Origin of the sequence: Pseudomonas flavescens (assembly GCF_013408425.1) — a bacterium.
Lineage (GTDB): Bacteria > Pseudomonadota > Gammaproteobacteria > Pseudomonadales > Pseudomonadaceae > Aquipseudomonas > Aquipseudomonas fulva_A.
This window is the reverse complement of sequence record NZ_JACBYV010000001.1, coordinates 1,577,677-1,597,482: the sequence shown is the minus strand read 5'-3', so window position 1 is coordinate 1,597,482 and position 19,806 is coordinate 1,577,677. Positions and strand designations below refer to the sequence as shown.

Genomic DNA, 19,806 nt, shown 5'->3' with positions numbered 1-19,806 from the left:
GTAGTCGTGGATCTGTTTCGCAGTGCGCCCGTCGCCCAGCCACTGGCCGCCCGTCTGAGGGCGACCACGCTGGACGAATACGTTGGTCAGGAGCATCTGCTGGCCCGCGGCAAGCCGCTGCGCGAAGCGCTGGAGCAGGGCGCCTTGCACTCGATGATCTTCTGGGGCCCACCCGGCGTCGGCAAGACTACCCTGGCACGCTTGCTGGCACAGGTCACCGATGCGCATTTCGAGACCATTTCCGCGGTGCTGTCCGGGGTCAAGGAGATTCGTCAGGCCGTCGAGGTCGCCCAGCAGCACGCCGCCCAGTATGGCCGCCGCACCATTCTGTTCGTCGACGAAGTGCATCGTTTCAACAAGTCGCAGCAGGATGCCTTCCTGCCTTACGTGGAAGACGGCACGCTGATCTTCATCGGCGCGACCACGGAAAACCCTTCGTTCGAACTCAACAACGCCTTGCTGTCCCGCGCGCGCGTCTACGTTCTCAAGAGTCTGGATGACGCGGCGCTGCGCAAGCTGGTCGACCGCGCGCTGAGCGAGGCCAAAGGGCTGGGCGAGCGACAACTGAAGCTGCCGGACGACAGCTTCGACATTCTCAAGAGCGCGGCGGACGGTGACGGCCGACGCTTCCTCAACTTTCTCGAGAACGCTGCCGACCTGGCCGATGACGGCGGTGAGATCAGCACCGAATTGCTGCTCGACCTGCTTGGCGATACCCGGCGGCGGTTCGACAAGGGCGGCGAAGCCTTTTACGACCAGATTTCCGCGCTGCACAAGTCGGTGCGCGGCTCCAGCCCGGACGGGGCCCTGTACTGGTTCGCACGCATGCTCGATGGCGGTTGTGATCCGCTGTACATCGCCCGGCGCGTGGTGCGCATGGCCAGCGAGGACATCGGCAATGCCGACCCCCGCGCACTGACCCTGTGCCTGAATGCCTGGGACGTCCAGGAACGCCTCGGCAGCCCCGAAGGCGAGCTGGCCGTGGCCCAGGCCATCGTCTACCTGGCCTGCGCGCCGAAGAGCAATGCCGTGTACAGCGCCTTCAAGGCCGCCATGCGCGATGTCGCCGAAAACGGCTCGCGTGAAGTGCCGCTGCACTTGCGCAATGCGCCGACCAAACTGATGAAGCAGCTCGGCTATGGCGACGAATACCGCTACGCCCATGACGAGCCCGAAGCCTACGCGGCTGGCGAAGACTACTTTCCCGAAGACATCGAACCGCGCCGCTATTATCAGCCGGTGCCACGTGGCCTGGAGCTGAAGATTCGCGACAAGCTCGCCCATCTGGCCGATCAGGACGCCAACAGCCCGCGGCAGCGCAGAAAGCCATGATGGTGACCATTTTCGCCGTCGCCGTTGGCGGCGCCCTCGGCACCCTGGCGCGTTTTGCCGCGGGTAACTGGGTCAATGCCCACTGGCCGCAGCATTTCTATGCGGCAACCTTGCTGGTGAACCTCGTCGGCTGCCTGCTGATCGGGGTACTCTACGGTCTGTTCATGCTACGCCCCGAGGTGCCACTGCCGATCCGCGCAGGGTTGATCGTCGGCGTGCTGGGCGGCTTCACGACATTTTCTTCATTTTCCCTGGACACCCTGCGCCTGCTGGAAAGCAGCCAGGCGCCATTGGCCCTTGGCTATGTGGCGGTAAGTGTACTGGGCGGCCTGCTCGCTACCTGGGCAGGCCTTTCGCTAACCAAAATCTGATCGACGAGAACCTGAAATGCTCGATTCCAAACTGGTGCGCAGCCAACTGCACGAAATTGCCCAGCGCCTGGCCACCCGTGGCTATGAACTGGACGTGACCCGCGTTGAAGCCCTCGAGGCTCAGCGCAAGTCCGTTCAGACCCGTACCGAGCAATTGCAGGCAGAGCGCAACAGTCGATCCAAGTCCATCGGCCAGGCCAAGCAACGCGGTGAAGACATCGCGCCGTTGCTGGCCGAGGTCGACCGCATGGGCAGCGATCTGGAAGAGGGCAAGCGCGAGCTGGACGCCATCCAGGTCGAGCTGGACAACCTGCTGCTGAGCATTCCCAACCTGCCGGACGATTCGGTGCCGGTCGGTGCCGACGAAGACGACAACGTCGAAGTACGCCGCTGGGGCACGCCGAAGGCCTTCGACTTCACCGTGCAGGATCACGTCAGCCTTGGCGAGCAGCACGGCTGGCTGGATTTCGAAACCGCCGCCAAGCTGTCCGGTGCGCGCTTTGCCTTGCTGCGTGGCCCGATCGCCCGCCTGCACCGCGCTCTGGCGCAGTTCATGATCAACCTGCACACCGCCGAGCACGGTTACGAAGAAGCCTATACGCCTTATCTGGTGCAGGCCCCGGCACTGCAGGGCACGGGTCAGCTGCCGAAGTTCGAGGAAGACCTGTTCAAGATCAGCCGCGAAGGCGAGGCCGACTTCTATCTGATTCCGACCGCCGAAGTGTCGCTGACCAATATCGTGGCCGGCGAGATCGTCGATGCCAAGCAACTGCCGCTGAAGTTCGTCGCGCACACGCCGTGCTTCCGCAGCGAGGCCGGTGCATCGGGCCGTGATACCCGCGGCATGATCCGCCAGCACCAGTTCGACAAGGTCGAAATGGTCCACGTGGTCGAGCCGGGCAAGTCCTTCGAGGCGCTCGAGGAACTGACCGGCCATGCCGAAAAGGTTCTGCAGCTGCTCGAACTGCCGTACCGCGTCCTTGCCCTGTGCACCGGCGACATGGGTTTCAGTGCAACCAAGACCTACGACCTGGAGGTCTGGGTGCCGAGCCAGGACAAGTACCGCGAGATTTCGTCCTGCTCCAACTGTGGCGACTTCCAGGCCCGCCGCATGCAGGCGCGCTATCGCAACCCGGAAACCGGCAAGCCGGAACTGCTGCACACCCTCAACGGCTCCGGCCTGGCGGTGGGCCGTACCCTGGTGGCGGTACTGGAGAACTACCAGCAGGCCGACGGCAGCATTCGTGTTCCCGAGGTGCTCAAGCCCTACATGGGTGGTATCGAAGTGATCGGCTGATCCATGCGCAACGGCGGCACCTCAAGGTGCCGCTTGGCATAGTATTTCAGGCCCCGAGCTGAGTCTCGGGGTCGCCATTTTCAACACGTCGCTTGCGAGCGACCGCAATGGGCATCGTCATGGACTTTCTTCCCCTGTTCCACAAACTGCAGGATCGCCGCGTGCTGGTGATCGGCGGCGGCGAGATCGCCCTGCGCAAGGCGCGCCTGCTGGCCGATGCCGGGGCCTGTCTGCGCGTAGTCTCGCCCGAGGTGGGCAGTGAGCTGCGCGAACTGGTGGAGCAGGGCACGGGCGAGTTGCGCCTGCGCAACTACCAGCCCGACGATCTGAGCGGCGTATCGCTGGTGATTGCCGCGACCGATGACGAAGCCCTGAATGCCCAGGTATCCCAACAGGCTCAGGCCATCGGCCTGCCGGTCAACGTGGTGGATGCACCTGCGCAGTGCAGCGTGATCTTTCCTGCCATCGTCGACCGCTCGCCATTGATCGTTGCGGTCAGCAGCGGCGGTGATGCGCCAGTGCTGGCCCGGCTGATTCGCGCCAAGATCGAAACCTGGATTCCGGCTACCTACGGTCAGCTGGCCGGTCTGGCTAAAGTCTTCCGGGCACAGGTCAAGAGCCTGTTTCCCGACGTGCAGCAGCGCCGGGTGTTCTGGGAAGACGTATTTCAGGGGTCGATCGCGGAAAGCGTGTTCGCCGGCAAACTAGGCGAAGCCCGCCGCCTGCTGGAGGACAAGGTCAGTGGTGCCGCGCCTCGGGCGCTGGGTGAGGTGTATCTGGTCGGTGCAGGCCCGGGCGATCCCGATCTGCTGACCTTCCGCGCCCTGCGCCTGATGCAGCAAGCCGATGTGGTGCTCTACGATCGCCTGGTCGCTCCTGCGATCATCGAACTGTGCCGCCGCGATGCCGAACGCATCTACGTTGGCAAGCGTCGCGCCGATCACGCCGTTCCTCAGGAACAGATCAACCAGCGCCTGATCGACCTGGCCAAGGCCGGCAAGCGCGTGCTGCGCCTCAAGGGCGGAGATCCGTTCATCTTCGGCCGGGGTGGCGAAGAGATCGAGCAACTGGCCGCCCATGGCATTCCCTTCCAGGTGGTACCGGGGATCACCGCGGCCAGCGGCTGCTCCGCGTATGCGGGCATTCCGCTGACCCATCGCGATCACGCGCAATCGGTGCGATTCGTCACCGGCCACCTCAAGGACGGCAGCGCCGACCTGCCCTGGTCGGAGCTGATCGCGCCCAGTCAGACCCTGGTGTTCTACATGGGCCTGGTCGGCCTGCCGACCATCTGCCAGCAACTGGTCGCCCACGGCCGTGCCGCGAGCACACCGGCAGCACTGGTGCAGCAGGGCACCACGGAAAATCAGCGGGTATTTACCGGCACCCTGGCCAATCTGCCCGACCTGGTCGCACGCCACGAGGTGCACGCGCCCACGCTGGTGATCGTCGGCGAAGTGGTGCAGTTGCGGGAAAAACTGGCCTGGTTCGAGGGCGCCCAGGACACGGCTCGATAGCGTCGTGTGCCGCTTACCGGTAGCCTGTGGTCGAGCGTGGCTGTACTCCGGTCGACCCTTCCCGGGTAACGCCACGCTCAACGCCGGGCGACGAGAGCGAGCCACCCTGGAGTGATGGTTTCCGGGGTTCGCTGCGCCCCATGCACGCCACAGGCAAAGGGATCAATGCTTGCGGTTGACCAACTGCGCCGCCTTGATCACGTCGCTGCCGATCTCGCCTTCGAACTGCTGCCATACCGGGCGCATGGCTTCGCGCCAGGCTTCACGCTGTTCCGGCGTGAGGGTGATGATCTGGCTCTTGCCGGAGGCCTCGATGCGACGGCGATCGGCCAGGTTGGCTTCTTCTGCCTGGCGATTCACCGCGTAGGTAACCTCGTCGATGATGGCTTCGAGCTCGGTGCGAATCTGGTGGGGAATGCCGTACCAGAAGCGCGCATTGCTGATCAGCATGTAGTCGAGCACACCGTGATTGGTCTCGGTGATGAACGGCTGAACTTCGTGCAGGCGCTGGCTGTAGAGGTTCGACCAGGGGTTCTCGGCACCCTGTACCTGACCGCTCTGCAGCGCCTTGTAGACCTCGGCGAACGGCAGCTTCGCCGATTTGGCGCCCAGCTGGGCGAACTGCGCGTCGAGTACATTGGAGTTCTGGATCCGGAAGGTCAGGCCCGAGGCATCGGTCGGCAGGCGCAGGGCCTTGGTTGCCGACATCTGCTTCATGCCGTTGTGCCAATAGGCCAGACCCACGATGTTCTGATCTTCCATCGAGCGCAGTAGCTGGCGGCCCTTGGCGCGCTTCTGAAAGCGGTTGACCGCTTCCAGGTCGTCGAACATGAACGGCAGGTCGAACACCTGAAGCTGCTTGGTGTACTTGTCGAACTTGGCCAGCGACGGGGCCAGCATCTGCACGTCGTTGTTGCGCAGCGCTTCCAGCTCGTTGGCGTCGCCATACAGGGACGAGTTGGGGTAGACCTCGACCTTGACCTTGCCTTCCAGGCGCTGGTCGACCAGGCGCTGAAACATCAACGCTCCCTGGCCTTTTGGCGTGTCGTCAGCCACCACATGGGAGAGCTTGATCACCAATGTGGCTTCTTGGGCATGGGCAGTGTAGGAGGTGAGCGTCAGGGCGCAGGCGGCCGCAACGGCGATCTTTTTGAACATGCGGGTGACCTTATTCTTATCGACTATTTTCAGGTCGGACGCCGGTTGGCGTGAGCGTCCGTGCTAGAACCGGGAACGGTTGTTCGCGGAGTCTACTGCAAACGCAGCGTCCTATTTGTGACATCCGTCCGAGGAGCGGAAGGAAGACGGGCAGATTGCCGTCAAACGTCTGCTTTTACCGGTATAGCCGCATTCTTGGCTGCGATCCACTGGGACATGTACTGGGTGCTCTTGTGCTGATGGTGACGCAGCATGGCCCCCACGAAATTGCTCTGACGATGTTGCTCTCGGGTCGCGAACAGCCGATTCAGGCGGGTCACCAGCGCTTCGCCGAGCAGAGGGCGATCGAAGCGCGCGTCGAGCAGGGCATATCCCTGCCGCTGCGCGTCGAGCCAGCGCGTTTCGTCCGCGTACAGCTGCACCGCCGCATCGGCGAATGAGTTGGCGTCGGTCGCGATGCTACCGGGCCACGACAGCTCGCCATGCATGCCTTCGCTACCGATTGGCGTGGTCACGCTGGGCGTGCCGCAGGCCATGGCATCGGCCAGTTTGCCCTTGATCCCGGCGCCGAAGCGCAGGGGGGCCAGACAGATCCTCGCCTGAGCCATCACCTGGTGAGCATCGTCGACCCAGCCGAGTACATGAAAACCCTGTTTGGGGTTGTGCAGTGCCGTGGCCTTCGGCGGCGGGTAGGCGCCGTACACGTGCAGCTGCGCCTGGGGCAGGCGCGCGCGGATCGATGGCCACAGACCATGCTTGAGCCACAGCACGGCATCCCAGTTTGGCGCGTGGCGGAAGTTGCCGATGCTCAGAAAGTGCTGCCGCTCGGCAAATGGCAGCTTCTCGAGCGCAGGCGGAATCAGCATCAACGCACAATCGTGCAGCAGGGCTGCCGGCACCTTGAACTGTTCCTGCAACAGGCTCATCTCGAATTCGGAAATCATCAGCGTCAGGTCGCAACGGTAGATCGACGCGATTTCCCGCTGCGCCATGTCGCCGTCCGCCATGGCCGCGTACAACTGCCGTGCAGTGGCGTGCACCGGGCCGACCTGCTGCCGCTCGGCTTCGTTCGAACAGGCCAGCTGGCTGGCCTTGAGCAAGCCGTGACGGGCATCGCGCAGGCAGTGCAGGTCGCTGGTGTCGAGGACCCGCAGGGCCTGCGGCCAGGCGCGCTCGACACGCCAGGCGAATTGCTCTTCGGTGAAGAAACGGTCGAACAGCACCAGATCCGGCTGCAGTTTGGCGACGAGGTTATCGAAGCTGTCGCAGTTCAGGGCAACGGCCACTTCGGCGATCTGCAACTCGCTCAGGTCTGCGCGGTGCGAAGACAGCGCCGCAGCACTGGCGAAGGTGACCTGCCAGCCCTGGCCGCGAAACACGCCGAGCAGTTCGAGCATGCGGCTGCCCGCTGCGGACGAACGGGGTTCCGGCCAGACGTAGCCAATGACCAATACCTTGCGCATACCGGGCTCAGCGTTTGCCGCGGATGCTGCGCCACAGGGTGAACAGCACCAGCGCGAACAGCGCGGCGATGCTTGCCAGGGTCCAGACGGTGAAGGGCAGGCCGAGAATCTTGTAATCGTTCTGCCCGCAGATGCCACCGCTCATGAACACGCCCGGCCAGTACTCGTGCAGAGGCAGGGTCTGGTAGTAGAAGGGGAAGGGCGAGCAGCTGAAGCTCTCCATGACGCCCAGCTCGATGAGCGTGACGTGGGCGTTGTCGATCAGCGCCATGCCGCTGGCGGCGAGCAGCAGCGGCCACAGCAGCACCGCCAGCCAGGTCTGCCGGGCCGCTGCGGCGGCGCTGAGCAGCAGGGCGATGACGGTGGTCAGGGCCAGCCACAGACGGATCTGCACGCACAGCGTGCAAGGCTCCCAGCCAAAGACGTGTTGCGCGATCAGCGCGCCGGCGAGCATGGCGGCGCTGGCCAGAGCGATCACGAGCAGTAGCGGGGCGGGCGTGGTAGAGCGGGACATGAACTTCTCCAACGAGACGGGACGGCCGGGCCACGGCGACAAGCTGCCGTTTGTACCGGAAGGTGGCGTGCGCGGCAATCGAGGATTCCGATGAAAACCATCATTTTTTGCGGGCATGGATGGGGGGCAGCTTAAGGCCATGCCTGACCACTATTTGTGGGAGCGCGCGGGGACGCCTAGTCCATGCGCGCGAAATCACGGGCATGGCCCGTTCCCACAACAACAGTGCACGCGCTTTCAAGCATCCAAAAAAATCCCCACGCAGAGGGGCATCTGCGTGGGGCTGCAAGGGCCGACGACGCGGCCGGGAGGGAAATGAGTCTTCAGGACGCCGGCTGCCAACCTCCACCCAGCGCCTTGTAGATGGCGACGATGCCCTGGTACAGCTCGACCTCGGCCTGAGCCTGGCTGTCTTCGGCAGCCAGCCGCTCGCGTTCGGCGTCGAGCAGCACCAGGAAGTCAGCCGTACCTTCGCGGTACTGCAAACCGGCCTGGGCTGCCGCGGCACGGCTGGCCTCCGACTGACGCACCAATGCGAGCAGGCGTTCCTGGCGTTTGCCGTAATCGCTGAAGGCGTTCTCGGACTCTTCCAAGGCCAGCAACACCTGCTGCTCGTAACCGGCCAGTGCCCCATCGGCATCGGCTTCGGCACCGCGCAAACGAGCGCGAACGCTGCCCAGATCGAAGGCGGCCCAGCTGATCGTCGGGGCCACGCTCCAGGCGCGCGCCGCCGATGAGCCCAACTGCGAGCCACGGCCTGCGGTGAAACCGAGGAAGCCGGACAGGCTGACCCGTGGGAACAGATCGGCCGTGGCCACGCCAACCTGGGCGGTCGCGGCGGCCAGCTCGCGCTCGGCAGCACGAATGTCCGGGCGGCGACGCAGCAACTCGCCAGGGTCGCCAATCGGCAGCGCCTTGGATATGGCGGGTAGAGGCCGCGGCGCCAGGTCGACGCTGAGCTGATCAGGCCGCTGGCCGAGCAGGGTGGCGATGCGGTTGCGAGCCCGCACCTGCTCGGCCTGCAGGCGCGGTACCGTGGCCTCGGTGGCAGCCAGGCGGGCGTCGGAACGCAGCACGTCCAGTTCGCTGCCCATACCCACTTCGCGACGTCGCTCGATGATGTCCCGCGACGAGCGCTGGTTGTCCAGGTCGTCACGGGCGATACGTTCACGCAGTTGCGCGCCACGCAGCGTGCCGTAGGCATCCACCAGCTCGGCGATCAGGCTGACCTGCAGTTGCTGATAGTCGGCCTGGGCGACATCGATCTGCGCCTCGCTGGCTTCCAGCTGTCGCTGAATTCGGCCGAACAGATCGAGTTCCCAGGCCATGTCCAGGCCCAGGTCATAGCGCTCGGCATTGACGCGTTCCTCGGTCACCCCAGGTTGCTGGGCCTTGCCGATTTCGCTGCTGGCTCGGCTGGTCACGGTAGGCAGCCGGTCATTGGCGACATCGTCACGGATGGACCGGGCGGCGCGCAGTCGGGCATAAGCCACGCGCAGTTCGCGGTTGTCCTGCTGCGACTGCTGCACCAGTTGGCTCAGGGTCGGATCTTCGAACTGCTGCCACCATTGGGTTTCGAAACGGCTGGTGTCATAGCCGCCACCGGCGCTCTGCGCCGAGGTCACGGCGGCGCTGTCCGGTGCCCGATAATCCGGGCCGACCGCACAGGCACTCAGGGCAAGCGTCAGGGCGCTGAGCAGCAGGCTGCGCGGCACCTTATCGATCAGCGATTTCATGCCTGCACCTCCTGCAGACGGGCTGCCTTGCGGGCTTCGCGCTTTTCCACGAACGCCCGAATCAGCACGTAGAACACCGGCGTCAGCAGCAGGCCGAAGAAGGTCACCCCGAGCATGCCGCTGAACACCGCAACACCCATGGCATGACGCATTTCCGCACCCGCGCCGCTCGACAGTACCAGCGGCACCACGCCCATGATGAAGGCGAAGCTAGTCATCAGGATTGGCCGCAAGCGCAGGCGGCAGGCTTCCAGCACCGCGGCGACGCGATCGAGGCCATGCTCTTGTTGCTCCTTGGCGAATTCGACGATGAGGATGGCGTTCTTGCACGCCAATCCCACCAGTACGATCAATCCGATCTGGGTGAAGATGTTGTTGTCACCGCCTGCCAGAATCACCCCGGTGATCGCCGACAGCAGCGTCATCGGTACGATCAGGATCACCGCCAGCGGCAGGCTCCAGCTTTCGTACTGAGCGGCCAGCACCAGGAAGGCCAGCAAGACGCAGAGCGGGAACACGAACAGCGCGGTGTTGCCGGCGAGGATCTGCTGATAGGTCAGCTCGGTCCACTCGAAGCTCATGCCGTTGGGCAGCTCTTCCTTCAACAGCTTGGCCATCGCCGCTTCGGCCTGGCCGGAACTGTAGCCGGGCGCTGCCGCACCGTTGATTTCCGCGGTGATGAAGCCGTTGTAGTGCATGACCCGATCAGGGCCGGCACTGTCGCTGACCTTCACGAAGGTCGACAGCGGGATCATCTCGCCACGGTTGTTGCGCACCTTCAACTGACCGATCTGATCGGCCTCAAGACGGAACTGCTGGTCTGCCTGGACGTTGACCTGATAGGTACGCCCGAAACGGTTGAAGTCGTTGGCGTACAGCGAGCCCAGGTAGACCTGCATGGTGTCGAAGATCTGATCGATGTCCACGCCGTGGGTCTTGGCCTTCTCACGGTCGATGCTGGCTTCCACCTGCGGCACGTTGACCTGATAGCTGGTGAACAACCCGGCCAGTTCCGGCACCTGCTGGCTCTTGGCGATGATGTTCTGGGTCTGTTTGTACAGCTCGTCGTAGCCCAGGTTGGCGCGGTCCTGAACCTGTACGCGGAAGCCGCCAATGGTGCCAAGGCCCATCACCGGTGGTGGCGGGAAGATGGCGATGTAGGCTTCCTGAATATCGGCGAACTTGCCGTTGAGTTCGGCGGCGATGGCATTGGCGCTCAGCGACGGGTCCTTGCGCTCGTCGAAGCCCTTGAGGGTGACGAAAACGATGCCGCTGTTGGGGCTGTTGGTGAAGCCGTTGATCGACAGGCCCGGGAACGCCACGGTGTTGGCCACGCCGGGGTGCTTGGAGGCGATGTCGGACATGCGCTTGATCACCGCTTCGCTGCGATCCAGGCTGGCCGCGTCCGGCAACTGGGCGAAGGCGACCAGGTACTGTTTGTCCTGCGGCGGCACGAAGCCAGTCGGTGTGCTGGCGAAGCCCAGGTAGGTCAGGCCCATCAAGCCGGCGTACACCACCAGCGCGATGCCGCTGCCACGCAGTACCCGGCGTACGGTGCTGACATAGCCATTGCTGGCTCGGTCGAATACCCGGTTGAAGGGGTTGAACAACCAGCGACCGAACAGGCGGTCGAGACCGCGGGAGAAGCGATCCTTCGGCTGGTCATGGCCTTTGAGCAGTACGGCAGCCAGGGCCGGCGACAGGGTCAGGGAGTTGAAGGCCGAGATCACCGTGGAGATGGCAATGGTCAGCGCGAACTGCTGATAGAACTGTCCGGTAAGCCCGGAAATGAACGCGGTAGGGATGAACACCGCACACAGCACCAGCGCCGTGGCGACGATGGGGCCGGTGACTTCCTTCATCGCCTGCTTGGTGGCTTCGACCGGCGTCTTGCCGAGGCCGATGTTGCGCTCGACGTTCTCCACCACCACGATGGCGTCGTCCACCACGATACCGATGGCCAGCACCAGGCCGAACAGCGACAGGGCGTTGAGCGAGAAGCCGAACATGTGCATCACCGCGAAGGTGCCGATCAGCGACACCGGCACGGCGGCCAGGGGAATGATCGAGGCGCGCCAGGTCTGCAGGAACAGGATCACCACCAGGACCACCAGCACGATGGCCTCGAGCAGGGTGTGCACCACCGCCTCGATGGAGCCGCGTACGAAGATGGTCGGGTCGTAGACGATTTCGTAGTCCACGCCCTGGGGGAAACTCTCCTTCAGTTCGGCCATGCGCTGACGCACCGCATCGGAAATGGCGATGGCGTTGGAGCCCGGACGCTGGAAGACCGGCATGGCGACCGCCGGCTGATTGTTGAGCAGCGAGCGCAGTGCGTACTGCTCGGAGCCCAGTTCGATCCGCGCGATGTCCTTGAGGCGAGTGATCTCGCCATTCTCACCGGCACGGATGACGATGTTCTCGAACTCTTCCTCGGTAACCAGGCGGCCCTGGGCGTTGATCGACAGCTGGAAGCTGTTGTCACCCGCGGCGGGCGGTGCGCCCAGGGAACCGGCGGCAACCTGACGGTTCTGCTCACGGATGGCGTTGACCACGTCGGTGGCAGTCAGCCCGCGGGAAGCGACCTTGTCCGGGTCGAGCCAGACGCGCATCGAGTAGTCACCCAGCCCGAACAGCCGTACATCACCGACACCGTCCAGGCGCGACAGCTCGTCCTTGATGTTCAGCGCGGCGTAGTTGGACAGGTAGAGCATGTCGTAGGTGTTATCCGGCGACGTCAGGTGGACCACCATGGTCATGTCCGGCGAAGCCTTGTCGACCGTCACACCGAGGCGCTGCACCTCGGTGGGCAGGGTCGGCATGGTGCGCGTCACGCGGTTCTGCACCTGCACCTGGGCGGTATCCAGATTGGTACCCAGGGCAAAGGTGATGGTCAGCGTCATGCGCCCGTCATTGTTGGCCTGGGAGGACATGTACAGCATGCCCTCGACACCGACGATGGCTTGCTCCAGCGGCGAGGCCACGGTTTCGCCGATGACCTTGGGGTTGGCACCCGGGAAGTTGGCGGTGACCACCACCGTGGGCGGCACCACTTCCGGGTATTCGCTGATCGGCAGCTGGAACAGCGAGATGGCGCCGCCGATCAGAATGATCAGCGACAGCACGGCGGCGAAGATCGGCCGCTGGATGAAGAACTGGGAAAAGTTCATCTGAGTGTCCTTGGAATGACGGGCACAGCCCAGCCTGCCCACGCCATCAGCGGCGCGAGCAGGATTTCAGGTAAGAGAGAAGCGGGTGAAGTCGGTTGTTACTTGAGGCTGACCTTCAGCGGCTCGTCACTGCGCTCGGCGCGGGCCGAAGCCACCGCTCGACGCTGACGTTCCAGAGCCGCAAGGGTTTTCTCGTCGGCCATCGGCACGGCCTGCGGATCCACGGTACTGCCCGGGATCGCCCGCTGCAGACCGTTGACCACCACACGTTCGCCCTTGGCCAGGCCGTCACGGACGATGCGCAGACCTTCGAGCTTCGGCCCCAACTGCACGGAGCGGTAGACGACCTTGTTGTCGGCGCCGAGCACCAGCACGAATTTCTTGCCGAGATCGGTACCGACGGCGACATCCTGAATCAGGGTGGCGTCGTAGGTATCGCTACCGACCAGTTTCAAACGCGCATACAGGCCCGGGGTGAAGCGACCGTCTGCGTTATCGAACACCGCGCGGCCACGGATGGTGCCGGTACGCGGGTTGACCTGGTTGTCGAGGAAGTCCAGCTGGCCCAGATGGGGGTTGCCGTCTTCGTTCGACAGCCCCAGATACACAGGGCTCTTGCCACGGCTGTCGTGGCCGGACTGGCGGGCCAACTCGGTGTACTTGAGAAAGGCACGCTCGTCGGCGTCGAAGTAGGCATACACCTTGTCGGTGGACACCAGCGAAGTCAGCAGCGACTCACTGGCGGTGACCAGGTTGCCGGCAGTGACTTCGGCGCGACTGACGCGACCGTCGATAGGCGCGGTCACGCGGGTGAAACTGAGGTTCAGGCGGGCGTTGTCGAGCTCGGCCTGAATCCCGGCCACGGCGGCCTGGGCCTCCTGGGCTGCGGTCTTGCGCGCATCGGCCAGCTCGGTGGAGATCGCATTGCCTTCACGCAGGCGTTCGCCACGGCGTGATTCACTGACCGTACGAGCCTGATTGGCACGGGCTTGCTGCAGTTGCGCTTCGAGGCGTTTGACTTCGGCCTGGAAGGGGCGCGGATCGATCTGGAACAGCAGATCGCCTTTCTTCACCAGGGCGCCTTCATTGAAGCTCACCTTGTCGACGAAGCCCGACACACGGGGGCGGACTTGCACGGATTCAGGGGCCTCGAGGCGACCGGTGAACTCATCCCACTCGTTGAGTGGCTGTTCGATGACTTCGGCCACGCTGACTTTCGCCGCGGGCATCTGCTGTTGCGCCACATCCTCGCTCTTGCCGCAAGCGGCGAGCACCAGCGTCGCGGCGAGAGCAAGAGGGAAGGGCCAGAGCCGGGTAGTGGGCTGTTCCATGATTACGATCCGCCAAGGTGTTGGTAGTGATGGAGGCGGAGTCTGGTCTCAGCAACATCCAGGAACGAATCGAACGCTCCGAAGATAGATATCACTGTGAATGATGATATTACGATTTGGAATATTAATAGCAAGCTACCTATCTATACTGCATAGATCGCTAAATACAGATAAAGCCGCTATTCGAGGCTGTCCGGATCACCGAAAAACATCTGGATTCGCGAGCGCAGCCAGCGTTCGGCTGGGTCGTTGTCCTGGGCGCCGCGCCAAGCCATGGACATCTCGAAGCTGTCGCTTTCGAACGGTGGGTCTTCGGCGCGCAGGCCACCAGCGGCAGTCAGAGTGGCGGCGGTGTAGTCGGGCACCACGGCGATCAGGTCGGTGCCCGCCAGCAGGGTGCCCAGGCCATTGAACTGCGGCACGGCGAGCACCACCTTGCGGCTGCGGTTCAAGCGCGCCAGTTGTTCATCGACGAAACCATTGAGGTCGCCCGCGAAAGACACCATGGCATGTGGGCGAGCGCAGTAGTCGTCCAGGGTCAGCGGCCCGGGCACGACATCGGCACGCAGCAGCTTCGGCTTGCTGCGGCGCAGGGTCTTGCGCTTGGCGTTGGCCGGTAGTTCCTCGGTGTAGCTCACCCCTACCGAAATCTCCCCGGAGGCCAGCAGGTTGGGCATCAGCAGGTAGTTGGCACGGCGCACCACCAGCACCACATTGGGCGCTTCAGAGCGCAAACGGCGGAGCAGGGCAGGAAGCAGGGCGAATTCGACGTCGTCGGACAGGCCGACACGAAATACCGCCGTGCTGGTGGCTGGGTCGAATTCCGAAGCACGGCTGACTGCCGTCGAAATCGAATCCAGCGCAGGCGAGAGCAGGCCGAAGATCTCCTGGGCGCGTGCCGTGGGCTCCATGCTACGCCCGGTGCGCACGAACAAGGGGTCATCGAACAGCGTGCGCAACCGCGACAATGCGGCGCTGATCGCCGGCTGGCCGAGAAACAGTTTCTCGGCCGCGCGAGTCACGCTGCGTTCGTGCATGAGCGTTTCGAAGACGATCAGCAGGTTGAGATCGAGACGGCGCAGGTCGTTGCGGTTCATCCAAGTACCAATGTGCGGGCTTGCCAGAGCGGGACGCTAGTGAGAGCCTTGTCCGCCAATAGTACGAGCACTTGAGCGAATTGGGAAAGACACCGGTATCATCGATATATCCACACGTTCTAGTGGCCTATATCACTGCCAGGCATGACGACTATCAATCGGGCCGGGTGGTGCACGTGAAGGTCAGCAGATAAAGTCGACTCCAGTGAATAACCAATCCGCGATCAGTTGAGGTTGACGATGTCCCGCATGATCCGTTTCCACAAGTTCGGCGACGCCAGCGTATTGCAGTGCGAAGAAATGCCGACACCTACCCCCGCAGCGGGGGAGGTACTGGTACGCGTCCAGGCCCTCGGGGTTAGCTGGGGCGACGTACTGTGGCGCCAGAACCTGGCGTCGGAAGAAGCCAAATTACCTTCAGGTGTCGGCTCGGAGCTGGCCGGTATCGTAGAAGCCGTGGGCGAGGGCGTTGATGACCTCGAGGTCGGCGCACAGGTTGCTGCATTCCCGGCCAGCACCCCGAATCGCTATCCGACCTGGGGCGACCGTGTGGTCGTGCCGCGCTTCGCACTGACCCGTTTCCCGGATGTGCTCAGCCCGCAGGAAGCCAGCGTGCACTACACCGGCCTGCTGTTCGCCTACTTCGCGATGGTCGACCTGGCCAAGCTCAAGGCCGGTCAGCACGTCCTGATCACCGAGGCTTGCCATTGCCTGGCTCCGCAGTCGGTACAGCTTGCCAAGGCGCTGGGCGCCAATGTCATCGTATCGACCAGCGTGCCGGACAGCCGTGAGTTCCTGCGCGAACTGGGCGCCGACAAGATCATCTTCACCGAAGAGCAGGATCTGGTCCTCGAGGTCGAGCGCTACACAGAGGGCAAGGGTGCCGAAGTGATCCTCGACCACTGCGCCGGCCAGCAGCTCAAGCTGCTCGGTGACGTTGCGGCCACCCGCGGCAAGCTGATTCTGTATGGCCTCAACGGTGGCAACGACACCGCGTTCCCGGCCTGCGCCGCGTTCAAGAAGCACCTGCAGTTCTTCCGTCACTGCGTACTGGACTTCACCGGGCACTCGGAACTGGGGATCGAACAGGATTGCGCGGCGGTACAGCGGGCGCTCGATCACATCAACAAACTGACCGCGGAAGGCGTGCTCAAGCCGCGCATCGACAAGACCTTCCCGTTCGAAGAGTTCGTCGAGGCGCACCGTTACATGGAAGCCTGCCCGGATCGGGGTCGAGTCGCGCTGACACTGGAGTGATCCAACCCTGAACGAAAGAAGCCCGGCATCCGACCGGGCTTTTTTCTGGGGCGACACGTCCCTGTGTCAGGCTAGAAGCATGTCGAAAATCGATTGCGGTTTGATGACCGGAAGCGACGCTTTCATCGACTAGCTGCTTTCACGCACCCGCAGCTCGAAGCCGAGATCGACGCTTGACGCAGCAGGGCGGCCATCGAGCATTTTCAGCAATAGGTTGGCGGCTTCACGGCCGACCTCGGTGCGCGGCGTGTGGATCGACGACAGCCTTGGCACGGTATGCGCGGAAGCCGGCAGGTCGTTGAAACCCACCAATGCCACACGCCCTGGAACCGCGATACCACGGCGCTGCGCCTCGAACAGTGCGCCCTGAGCAAGGTCGTCATTGCAGAAGAAGATGCCATCGATATCCGGGTGGCGCTGCATCAGCTCATTGAACAGCTGGCCACCCAAACCGATGGATGAGGGCAGGGGGTGCAGCAGTTCCAGCGCCGGGTCATACACGCCGGCCGCCTGCAGGGTGCGCCGAAACCCCTCACCACGTTGCATCACCCGCGGGTCCAGCTGGGCGGCGATGTAGGCGAGACGCTTGCGCCCCTGCTGCAGCAGGTGTTGCGCCACGGCTTCACCAGCTGCCTGCTGAGAGAACCCGACGCTGGCGATACCGGGCGCGCTGCTCAATTCCATCATGTGCACGCAGGGAATACGGCTGGCGCTGAGCAGATGCCGCGTGCCTTCGGTACGGTCGAAGCCGGTCAGCAGCATGCCCATCGGCCGATACGGCAGGTAGTTGCGAACCAGCCGTTCTTCCTCATCGCGAGAATAGTGGTAATCGCCAATCAGCACCTCGATACCGCGCGGACGCATCACCTCGTGAATCGCATCCAGAGGTTCGATGAACAACTGGTTGGACAGGGAAGGGATGAGCACCACCACGGATGTACTGCGCGCCGATGCCAGGGTGCGTGCAGCAGGATTCGCCACGTAGCCCAACTCGTCGGCCGCCTTGCGCACGCGCTCAGCCAGATCAGCACCTACCGTGGCCACGCCGCGCAATGCACGGGACGCAGTGATGGTGGAAACGCCTGCACGCTCGGCGACCTCTGCAAGCGTGGGCATGCCCAGGGTACGGGAACTGCTGTGCGTCGGAGATTTCATTGCAAAGGCTTGTCATCGGCAGTAATTGATGTTTAAGGTAGCGCTGTCTCGAAGGCTTGGCAATGTCGTGCATTGCGTAACTGGCCCCGAGCAGCAGTACCTGGCGAACAACACTTACAACATTCGAAGCCGCCGTCTTGCAGATGTTCACGATCTTCAAAGATAGCGCTGTCTTCCGCTGGAGTTGCACGATGAATAACCCAATAACCGCCCTGGTCGTCATGGGCGTATCCGGTTGCGGCAAGAGCTGCGTCGGAGAATCGATCGCCGAAAAGATCGGCGGTTACCTGATCGAAGGTGACCAGTTTCACCCTGCCGCCAACATCGAGAAGATGAGCGCCGGCATTCCTCTTACCGATGAGGACCGTGCCGACTGGCTGACCCGTCTGGGTGAGGAGCTGGCCAGCGCCCTCGAAACCCATGATCGGCCGCTACTGGCCTGTTCCTCCCTCAAGCGCAAGTACCGTGACCGGTTGCGCGAAGCCGTGCCTGGTCTGGGCTTCGTGTTTCTCGAACTGACCCGCGAAGAAGCCGCCAGGCGTGTGGGTGATCGCCCGGGTCACTTCATGCCAGCAAGCCTCATCGACAGCCAGTTCGCGACCCTAGAACCGCCACACGGCGAGCACGCGACACTGACCCTCGATGCGACGCAATCCATCGATACGCTCGGCCAGCAGGCCGCTGACTGGTGGCGCGCGTTCGGTCGATAACACCCGCAGATAACGCGACACAACCACGCTTCTCCCATAACAAAGACAAGTGGAGACGATATGAAAACCATCCATCAAGCTCACCGTTACCTGTCCCTGAAAGATGATCGTGCTCGGTCTTGCCGAGTAGCTGCAGTTGCAGAGGAGGGCGCTCATCATGAATGAGGTGACCACGACTCTCGGCGCAGGGGCGCTTCTCTCCATCGCGGCAGGCGCAGTGCTTCTACTGCTGCTGATGATCATCCGCTTCCGTCTGCATGCCTTTCTGGCACTCGTGGTGGTGAGCATTTTCACCGCACTGGCCACGCAGATTCCCTTCGACAAGATCGTCCCGACACTACTGGGCGGCTTCGGTACAACACTGGCGGCCGTGGCCTTGCTGGTCGGCCTTGGTGCCATGATCGGCCGACTGCTGGAGATAACCGGCGGCGCTCAAGTGCTGGCAGATACCCTGATCAACAAGTTCGGTGAGCACCGGGCACCGTTCGCTCTGGGTGTGGCGTCGCTGCTGTTCGGCTTCCCGATCTTCTTCGACGCCGGCCTGATCGTCATGCTGCCGATCATCTTCAGCGTCGCCAAGCGCTTCGGCGGTTCGACGCTGACGTACGCCTTGCCGGCCGCAGGTGCCTTCGCAGCCATGCATGCTCTGGTGCCGCCGCACCCGGGCCCGGTCGCGGCAGCTGAACTGCTGGGCGCGAACATCGGTTTGCTGGTCATCATCGGCACCCTGATCGCCTTGCCGACCTGGTACTTCGGTGGCTATCTGTTCGGTCTCTGGGCAGGCAAACGCTTCAATCTCAAGCTGCCAGCGAGCTTCCTTACCGATGTCGAGCGTGACAACAGCGTAGCGCCGCCGCGCTTCGGGCTGGTGCTGACCATCCTGCTGATGCCGCTGGTGCTGATCTTCCTGGACACCGGTCTCAACACCCTCAGCGTAATGGGAACGGTCGACGGCAACAGCACCTGGGTGCAGTTCCTGCGCATGATCGGCAAAACGCCGGTGGCGTTGCTGATCACCGTACTTTTCGCGCTGATCGCCTTCAGTGGCCGACACACCAGCAAGCACCTGGAAAAAGTCTGTGAGGGTGCGCTAGGGCCGATCTGCTCGATCATCCTGGTGACAGGGGCAGGGGGCATGTTCGGTGGCGTGCTGCGTACCAGCGGTATCGGCGATGCCCTGGCCGATACGCTGTCGGATACCGGCATGCCGGTGATCCTTGCAGCCTTCGTGATCTCCGCAGCACTGCGTGTGGCTCAAGGTTCGGCTACCGTCGCGCTGACCACCACAGCGGCGTTGGTAGCGCCCATGGTCGCGGCTACACCGGGGCTCAGCGAGTTCGACCTGTGCTTCATCGTGGTGGCGATTGCCGGCGGTGCCACGGTGCTCTCACACGTCAACGACTCGGGGTTCTGGCTGGTCAGCCGTTTTCTGGAAATGGACGAGAAAACCACCCTCAAGACCTGGACAGTGATGGAAACCCTGCTGGGCAGCATCGCATTCCTGCTGGCCGTGATCGGTAGCCTGATCCTGTAGCGCTTGGCGCCACCGAAGCTTCGCCGACGACCGCAATGGTTGCCGGCGCAGCTTCGGTGGGTTTGCGGACAGACTGCCTAGACGTATTCGCGCAATAACCTACAGTGAGGAGCAAGAGGCCAAGAAGCGGCCAGCAACCCTGCGACAGGAAGCCGCCAGGCGTC

Annotated in this window: 15 protein-coding genes; 7 read left to right on the top strand and 8 right to left on the bottom strand. The window is 63.3% G+C overall.

What is annotated here, in order from left to right:
- Positions 1-6 precede the first annotated feature (6 nt).
- The 4 genes from FHR27_RS07035 (at position 7) to cysG (ending at position 4,517) form a co-directional block, all read left to right on the top strand.
- Positions 7-1,332 (top strand): replication-associated recombination protein A, encoded by a 1,326-nt coding sequence (locus FHR27_RS07035; RefSeq protein WP_042552656.1) that lies wholly within the window; start codon positions 7-9, stop codon positions 1,330-1,332.
- On the top strand, positions 1,329-1,703 hold the full coding sequence (gene crcB / locus FHR27_RS07030) for a fluoride efflux transporter CrcB (protein WP_042552657.1): 375 nt from the start codon (positions 1,329-1,331) through the stop codon (positions 1,701-1,703). The genes FHR27_RS07035 and crcB overlap by 4 nt, the downstream gene beginning before the upstream one ends.
- A gap of 16 nt (positions 1,704-1,719) precedes the next feature.
- Complete coding sequence (serS, locus tag FHR27_RS07025) at positions 1,720-3,000, top strand: serine--tRNA ligase (protein WP_042552658.1); 1,281 nt, start codon at positions 1,720-1,722, stop codon at positions 2,998-3,000.
- 119 nt (positions 3,001-3,119) lie between these two features.
- The gene (gene cysG, locus FHR27_RS07020; protein WP_179538165.1) at positions 3,120-4,517 is read left to right on the top strand and encodes a siroheme synthase CysG; all 1,398 of its coding nucleotides are present in this window, start codon (positions 3,120-3,122) and stop codon (positions 4,515-4,517) included.
- Positions 4,518-4,679: 162 nt separating this feature from the next.
- Here cysG and FHR27_RS07015 read toward each other — a convergent pair whose 3' ends face one another.
- The 7 genes from FHR27_RS07015 to FHR27_RS06985 all read right to left on the bottom strand — a co-directional run bounded on the left by FHR27_RS07015 (position 4,680) and on the right by FHR27_RS06985 (position 14,986).
- Entirely contained in the window at positions 4,680-5,675 is a 996-nt protein-coding gene (locus tag FHR27_RS07015) for a TRAP transporter substrate-binding protein (RefSeq protein WP_179538164.1), read from the bottom strand.
- Between the two features lie 161 nt (positions 5,676-5,836).
- Complete coding sequence (locus tag FHR27_RS07010; protein WP_179538163.1) at positions 5,837-7,138, bottom strand: glycosyltransferase; 1,302 nt, start codon at positions 7,136-7,138, stop codon at positions 5,837-5,839.
- 7 nt (positions 7,139-7,145) lie between these two features.
- Positions 7,146-7,652: a disulfide bond formation protein B gene (locus FHR27_RS07005; protein ID WP_052493753.1), complete on the bottom strand. Its 507-nt coding sequence runs from the start codon at positions 7,650-7,652 to the stop codon at positions 7,146-7,148.
- A gap of 323 nt (positions 7,653-7,975) precedes the next feature.
- Positions 7,976-9,388, bottom strand: a complete 1,413-nt coding sequence (locus FHR27_RS07000) for an efflux transporter outer membrane subunit (protein ID WP_179538162.1) — start codon at positions 9,386-9,388, stop codon at positions 7,976-7,978.
- A complete protein-coding gene (locus FHR27_RS06995; RefSeq protein WP_179538161.1) occupies positions 9,385-12,558 on the bottom strand; it encodes an efflux RND transporter permease subunit in 3,174 nt (1,057 codons plus the stop codon). The genes FHR27_RS07000 and FHR27_RS06995 overlap by 4 nt, the downstream gene beginning before the upstream one ends.
- A 98-nt stretch (positions 12,559-12,656) precedes the next feature.
- Positions 12,657-13,889: a multidrug efflux RND transporter periplasmic adaptor subunit MexE gene (gene mexE / locus FHR27_RS06990; RefSeq protein WP_179538160.1), complete on the bottom strand. Its 1,233-nt coding sequence runs from the start codon at positions 13,887-13,889 to the stop codon at positions 12,657-12,659.
- Positions 13,890-14,068: 179 nt separating this feature from the next.
- The gene (locus FHR27_RS06985) at positions 14,069-14,986 is read right to left on the bottom strand and encodes a LysR family transcriptional regulator (protein WP_257026846.1); all 918 of its coding nucleotides are present in this window, start codon (positions 14,984-14,986) and stop codon (positions 14,069-14,071) included.
- A 240-nt stretch (positions 14,987-15,226) separates the two neighbouring features.
- Between FHR27_RS06985 and FHR27_RS06980 the strand changes: the two genes are divergently transcribed.
- Positions 15,227-16,243 carry a zinc-dependent alcohol dehydrogenase family protein gene (locus FHR27_RS06980; protein ID WP_042552665.1) on the top strand — a complete coding sequence of 339 codons (1,017 nt, stop codon included), beginning with the start codon at positions 15,227-15,229 and terminating at the stop codon, positions 16,241-16,243.
- Positions 16,244-16,372: 129 nt separating this feature from the next.
- Here FHR27_RS06980 and FHR27_RS06975 read toward each other — a convergent pair whose 3' ends face one another.
- On the bottom strand, positions 16,373-17,398 hold the full coding sequence (locus tag FHR27_RS06975; protein ID WP_042552666.1) for a LacI family DNA-binding transcriptional regulator: 1,026 nt from the start codon (positions 17,396-17,398) through the stop codon (positions 16,373-16,375).
- A 191-nt stretch (positions 17,399-17,589) separates the two neighbouring features.
- Between FHR27_RS06975 and FHR27_RS06970 the strand changes: the two genes are divergently transcribed.
- Complete coding sequence (locus FHR27_RS06970; RefSeq protein ID WP_042552667.1) at positions 17,590-18,108, top strand: gluconokinase; 519 nt, start codon at positions 17,590-17,592, stop codon at positions 18,106-18,108.
- Between the two features lie 157 nt (positions 18,109-18,265).
- Entirely contained in the window at positions 18,266-19,642 is a 1,377-nt protein-coding gene (locus FHR27_RS06965; protein WP_042552668.1) for a GntP family permease, read from the top strand.
- Positions 19,643-19,806 lie beyond the last annotated feature (164 nt).

What these genes read in the sequence shown, in the direction of transcription:
- FHR27_RS06970 (WP_042552667.1), top strand. Translation starts at nt 17,590, where the DNA reads ATGAATAACCCAATAACCGCCCTGGTCGTCATGGGCGTATCCGGTTGC.
- FHR27_RS06980 (WP_042552665.1), top strand. Translation starts at nt 15,227, where the DNA reads ATGTCCCGCATGATCCGTTTCCACAAGTTCGGCGACGCCAGCGTATTG.
- crcB (WP_042552657.1), top strand. Translation starts at nt 1,329, where the DNA reads ATGATGGTGACCATTTTCGCCGTCGCCGTTGGCGGCGCCCTCGGCACC.
- FHR27_RS07015 (WP_179538164.1), bottom strand. Translation starts at nt 5,675, where the DNA reads ATGTTCAAAAAGATCGCCGTTGCGGCCGCCTGCGCCCTGACGCTCACC.
- FHR27_RS06975 (WP_042552666.1), bottom strand. Translation starts at nt 17,398, where the DNA reads ATGAAATCTCCGACGCACAGCAGTTCCCGTACCCTGGGCATGCCCACG.
- cysG (WP_179538165.1), top strand. Translation starts at nt 3,120, where the DNA reads ATGGACTTTCTTCCCCTGTTCCACAAACTGCAGGATCGCCGCGTGCTG.
- FHR27_RS07010 (WP_179538163.1), bottom strand. Translation starts at nt 7,138, where the DNA reads ATGCGCAAGGTATTGGTCATTGGCTACGTCTGGCCGGAACCCCGTTCG.
- serS (WP_042552658.1), top strand. Translation starts at nt 1,720, where the DNA reads ATGCTCGATTCCAAACTGGTGCGCAGCCAACTGCACGAAATTGCCCAG.
- FHR27_RS07005 (WP_052493753.1), bottom strand. Translation starts at nt 7,652, where the DNA reads ATGTCCCGCTCTACCACGCCCGCCCCGCTACTGCTCGTGATCGCTCTG.
- FHR27_RS06965 (WP_042552668.1), top strand. Translation starts at nt 18,266, where the DNA reads ATGAATGAGGTGACCACGACTCTCGGCGCAGGGGCGCTTCTCTCCATC.
- FHR27_RS07000 (WP_179538162.1), bottom strand. Translation starts at nt 9,388, where the DNA reads ATGAAATCGCTGATCGATAAGGTGCCGCGCAGCCTGCTGCTCAGCGCC.
- FHR27_RS06995 (WP_179538161.1), bottom strand. Translation starts at nt 12,558, where the DNA reads ATGAACTTTTCCCAGTTCTTCATCCAGCGGCCGATCTTCGCCGCCGTG.
- mexE (WP_179538160.1), bottom strand. Translation starts at nt 13,889, where the DNA reads ATGGAACAGCCCACTACCCGGCTCTGGCCCTTCCCTCTTGCTCTCGCC.
- FHR27_RS06985 (WP_257026846.1), bottom strand. Translation starts at nt 14,986, where the DNA reads ATGAACCGCAACGACCTGCGCCGTCTCGATCTCAACCTGCTGATCGTC.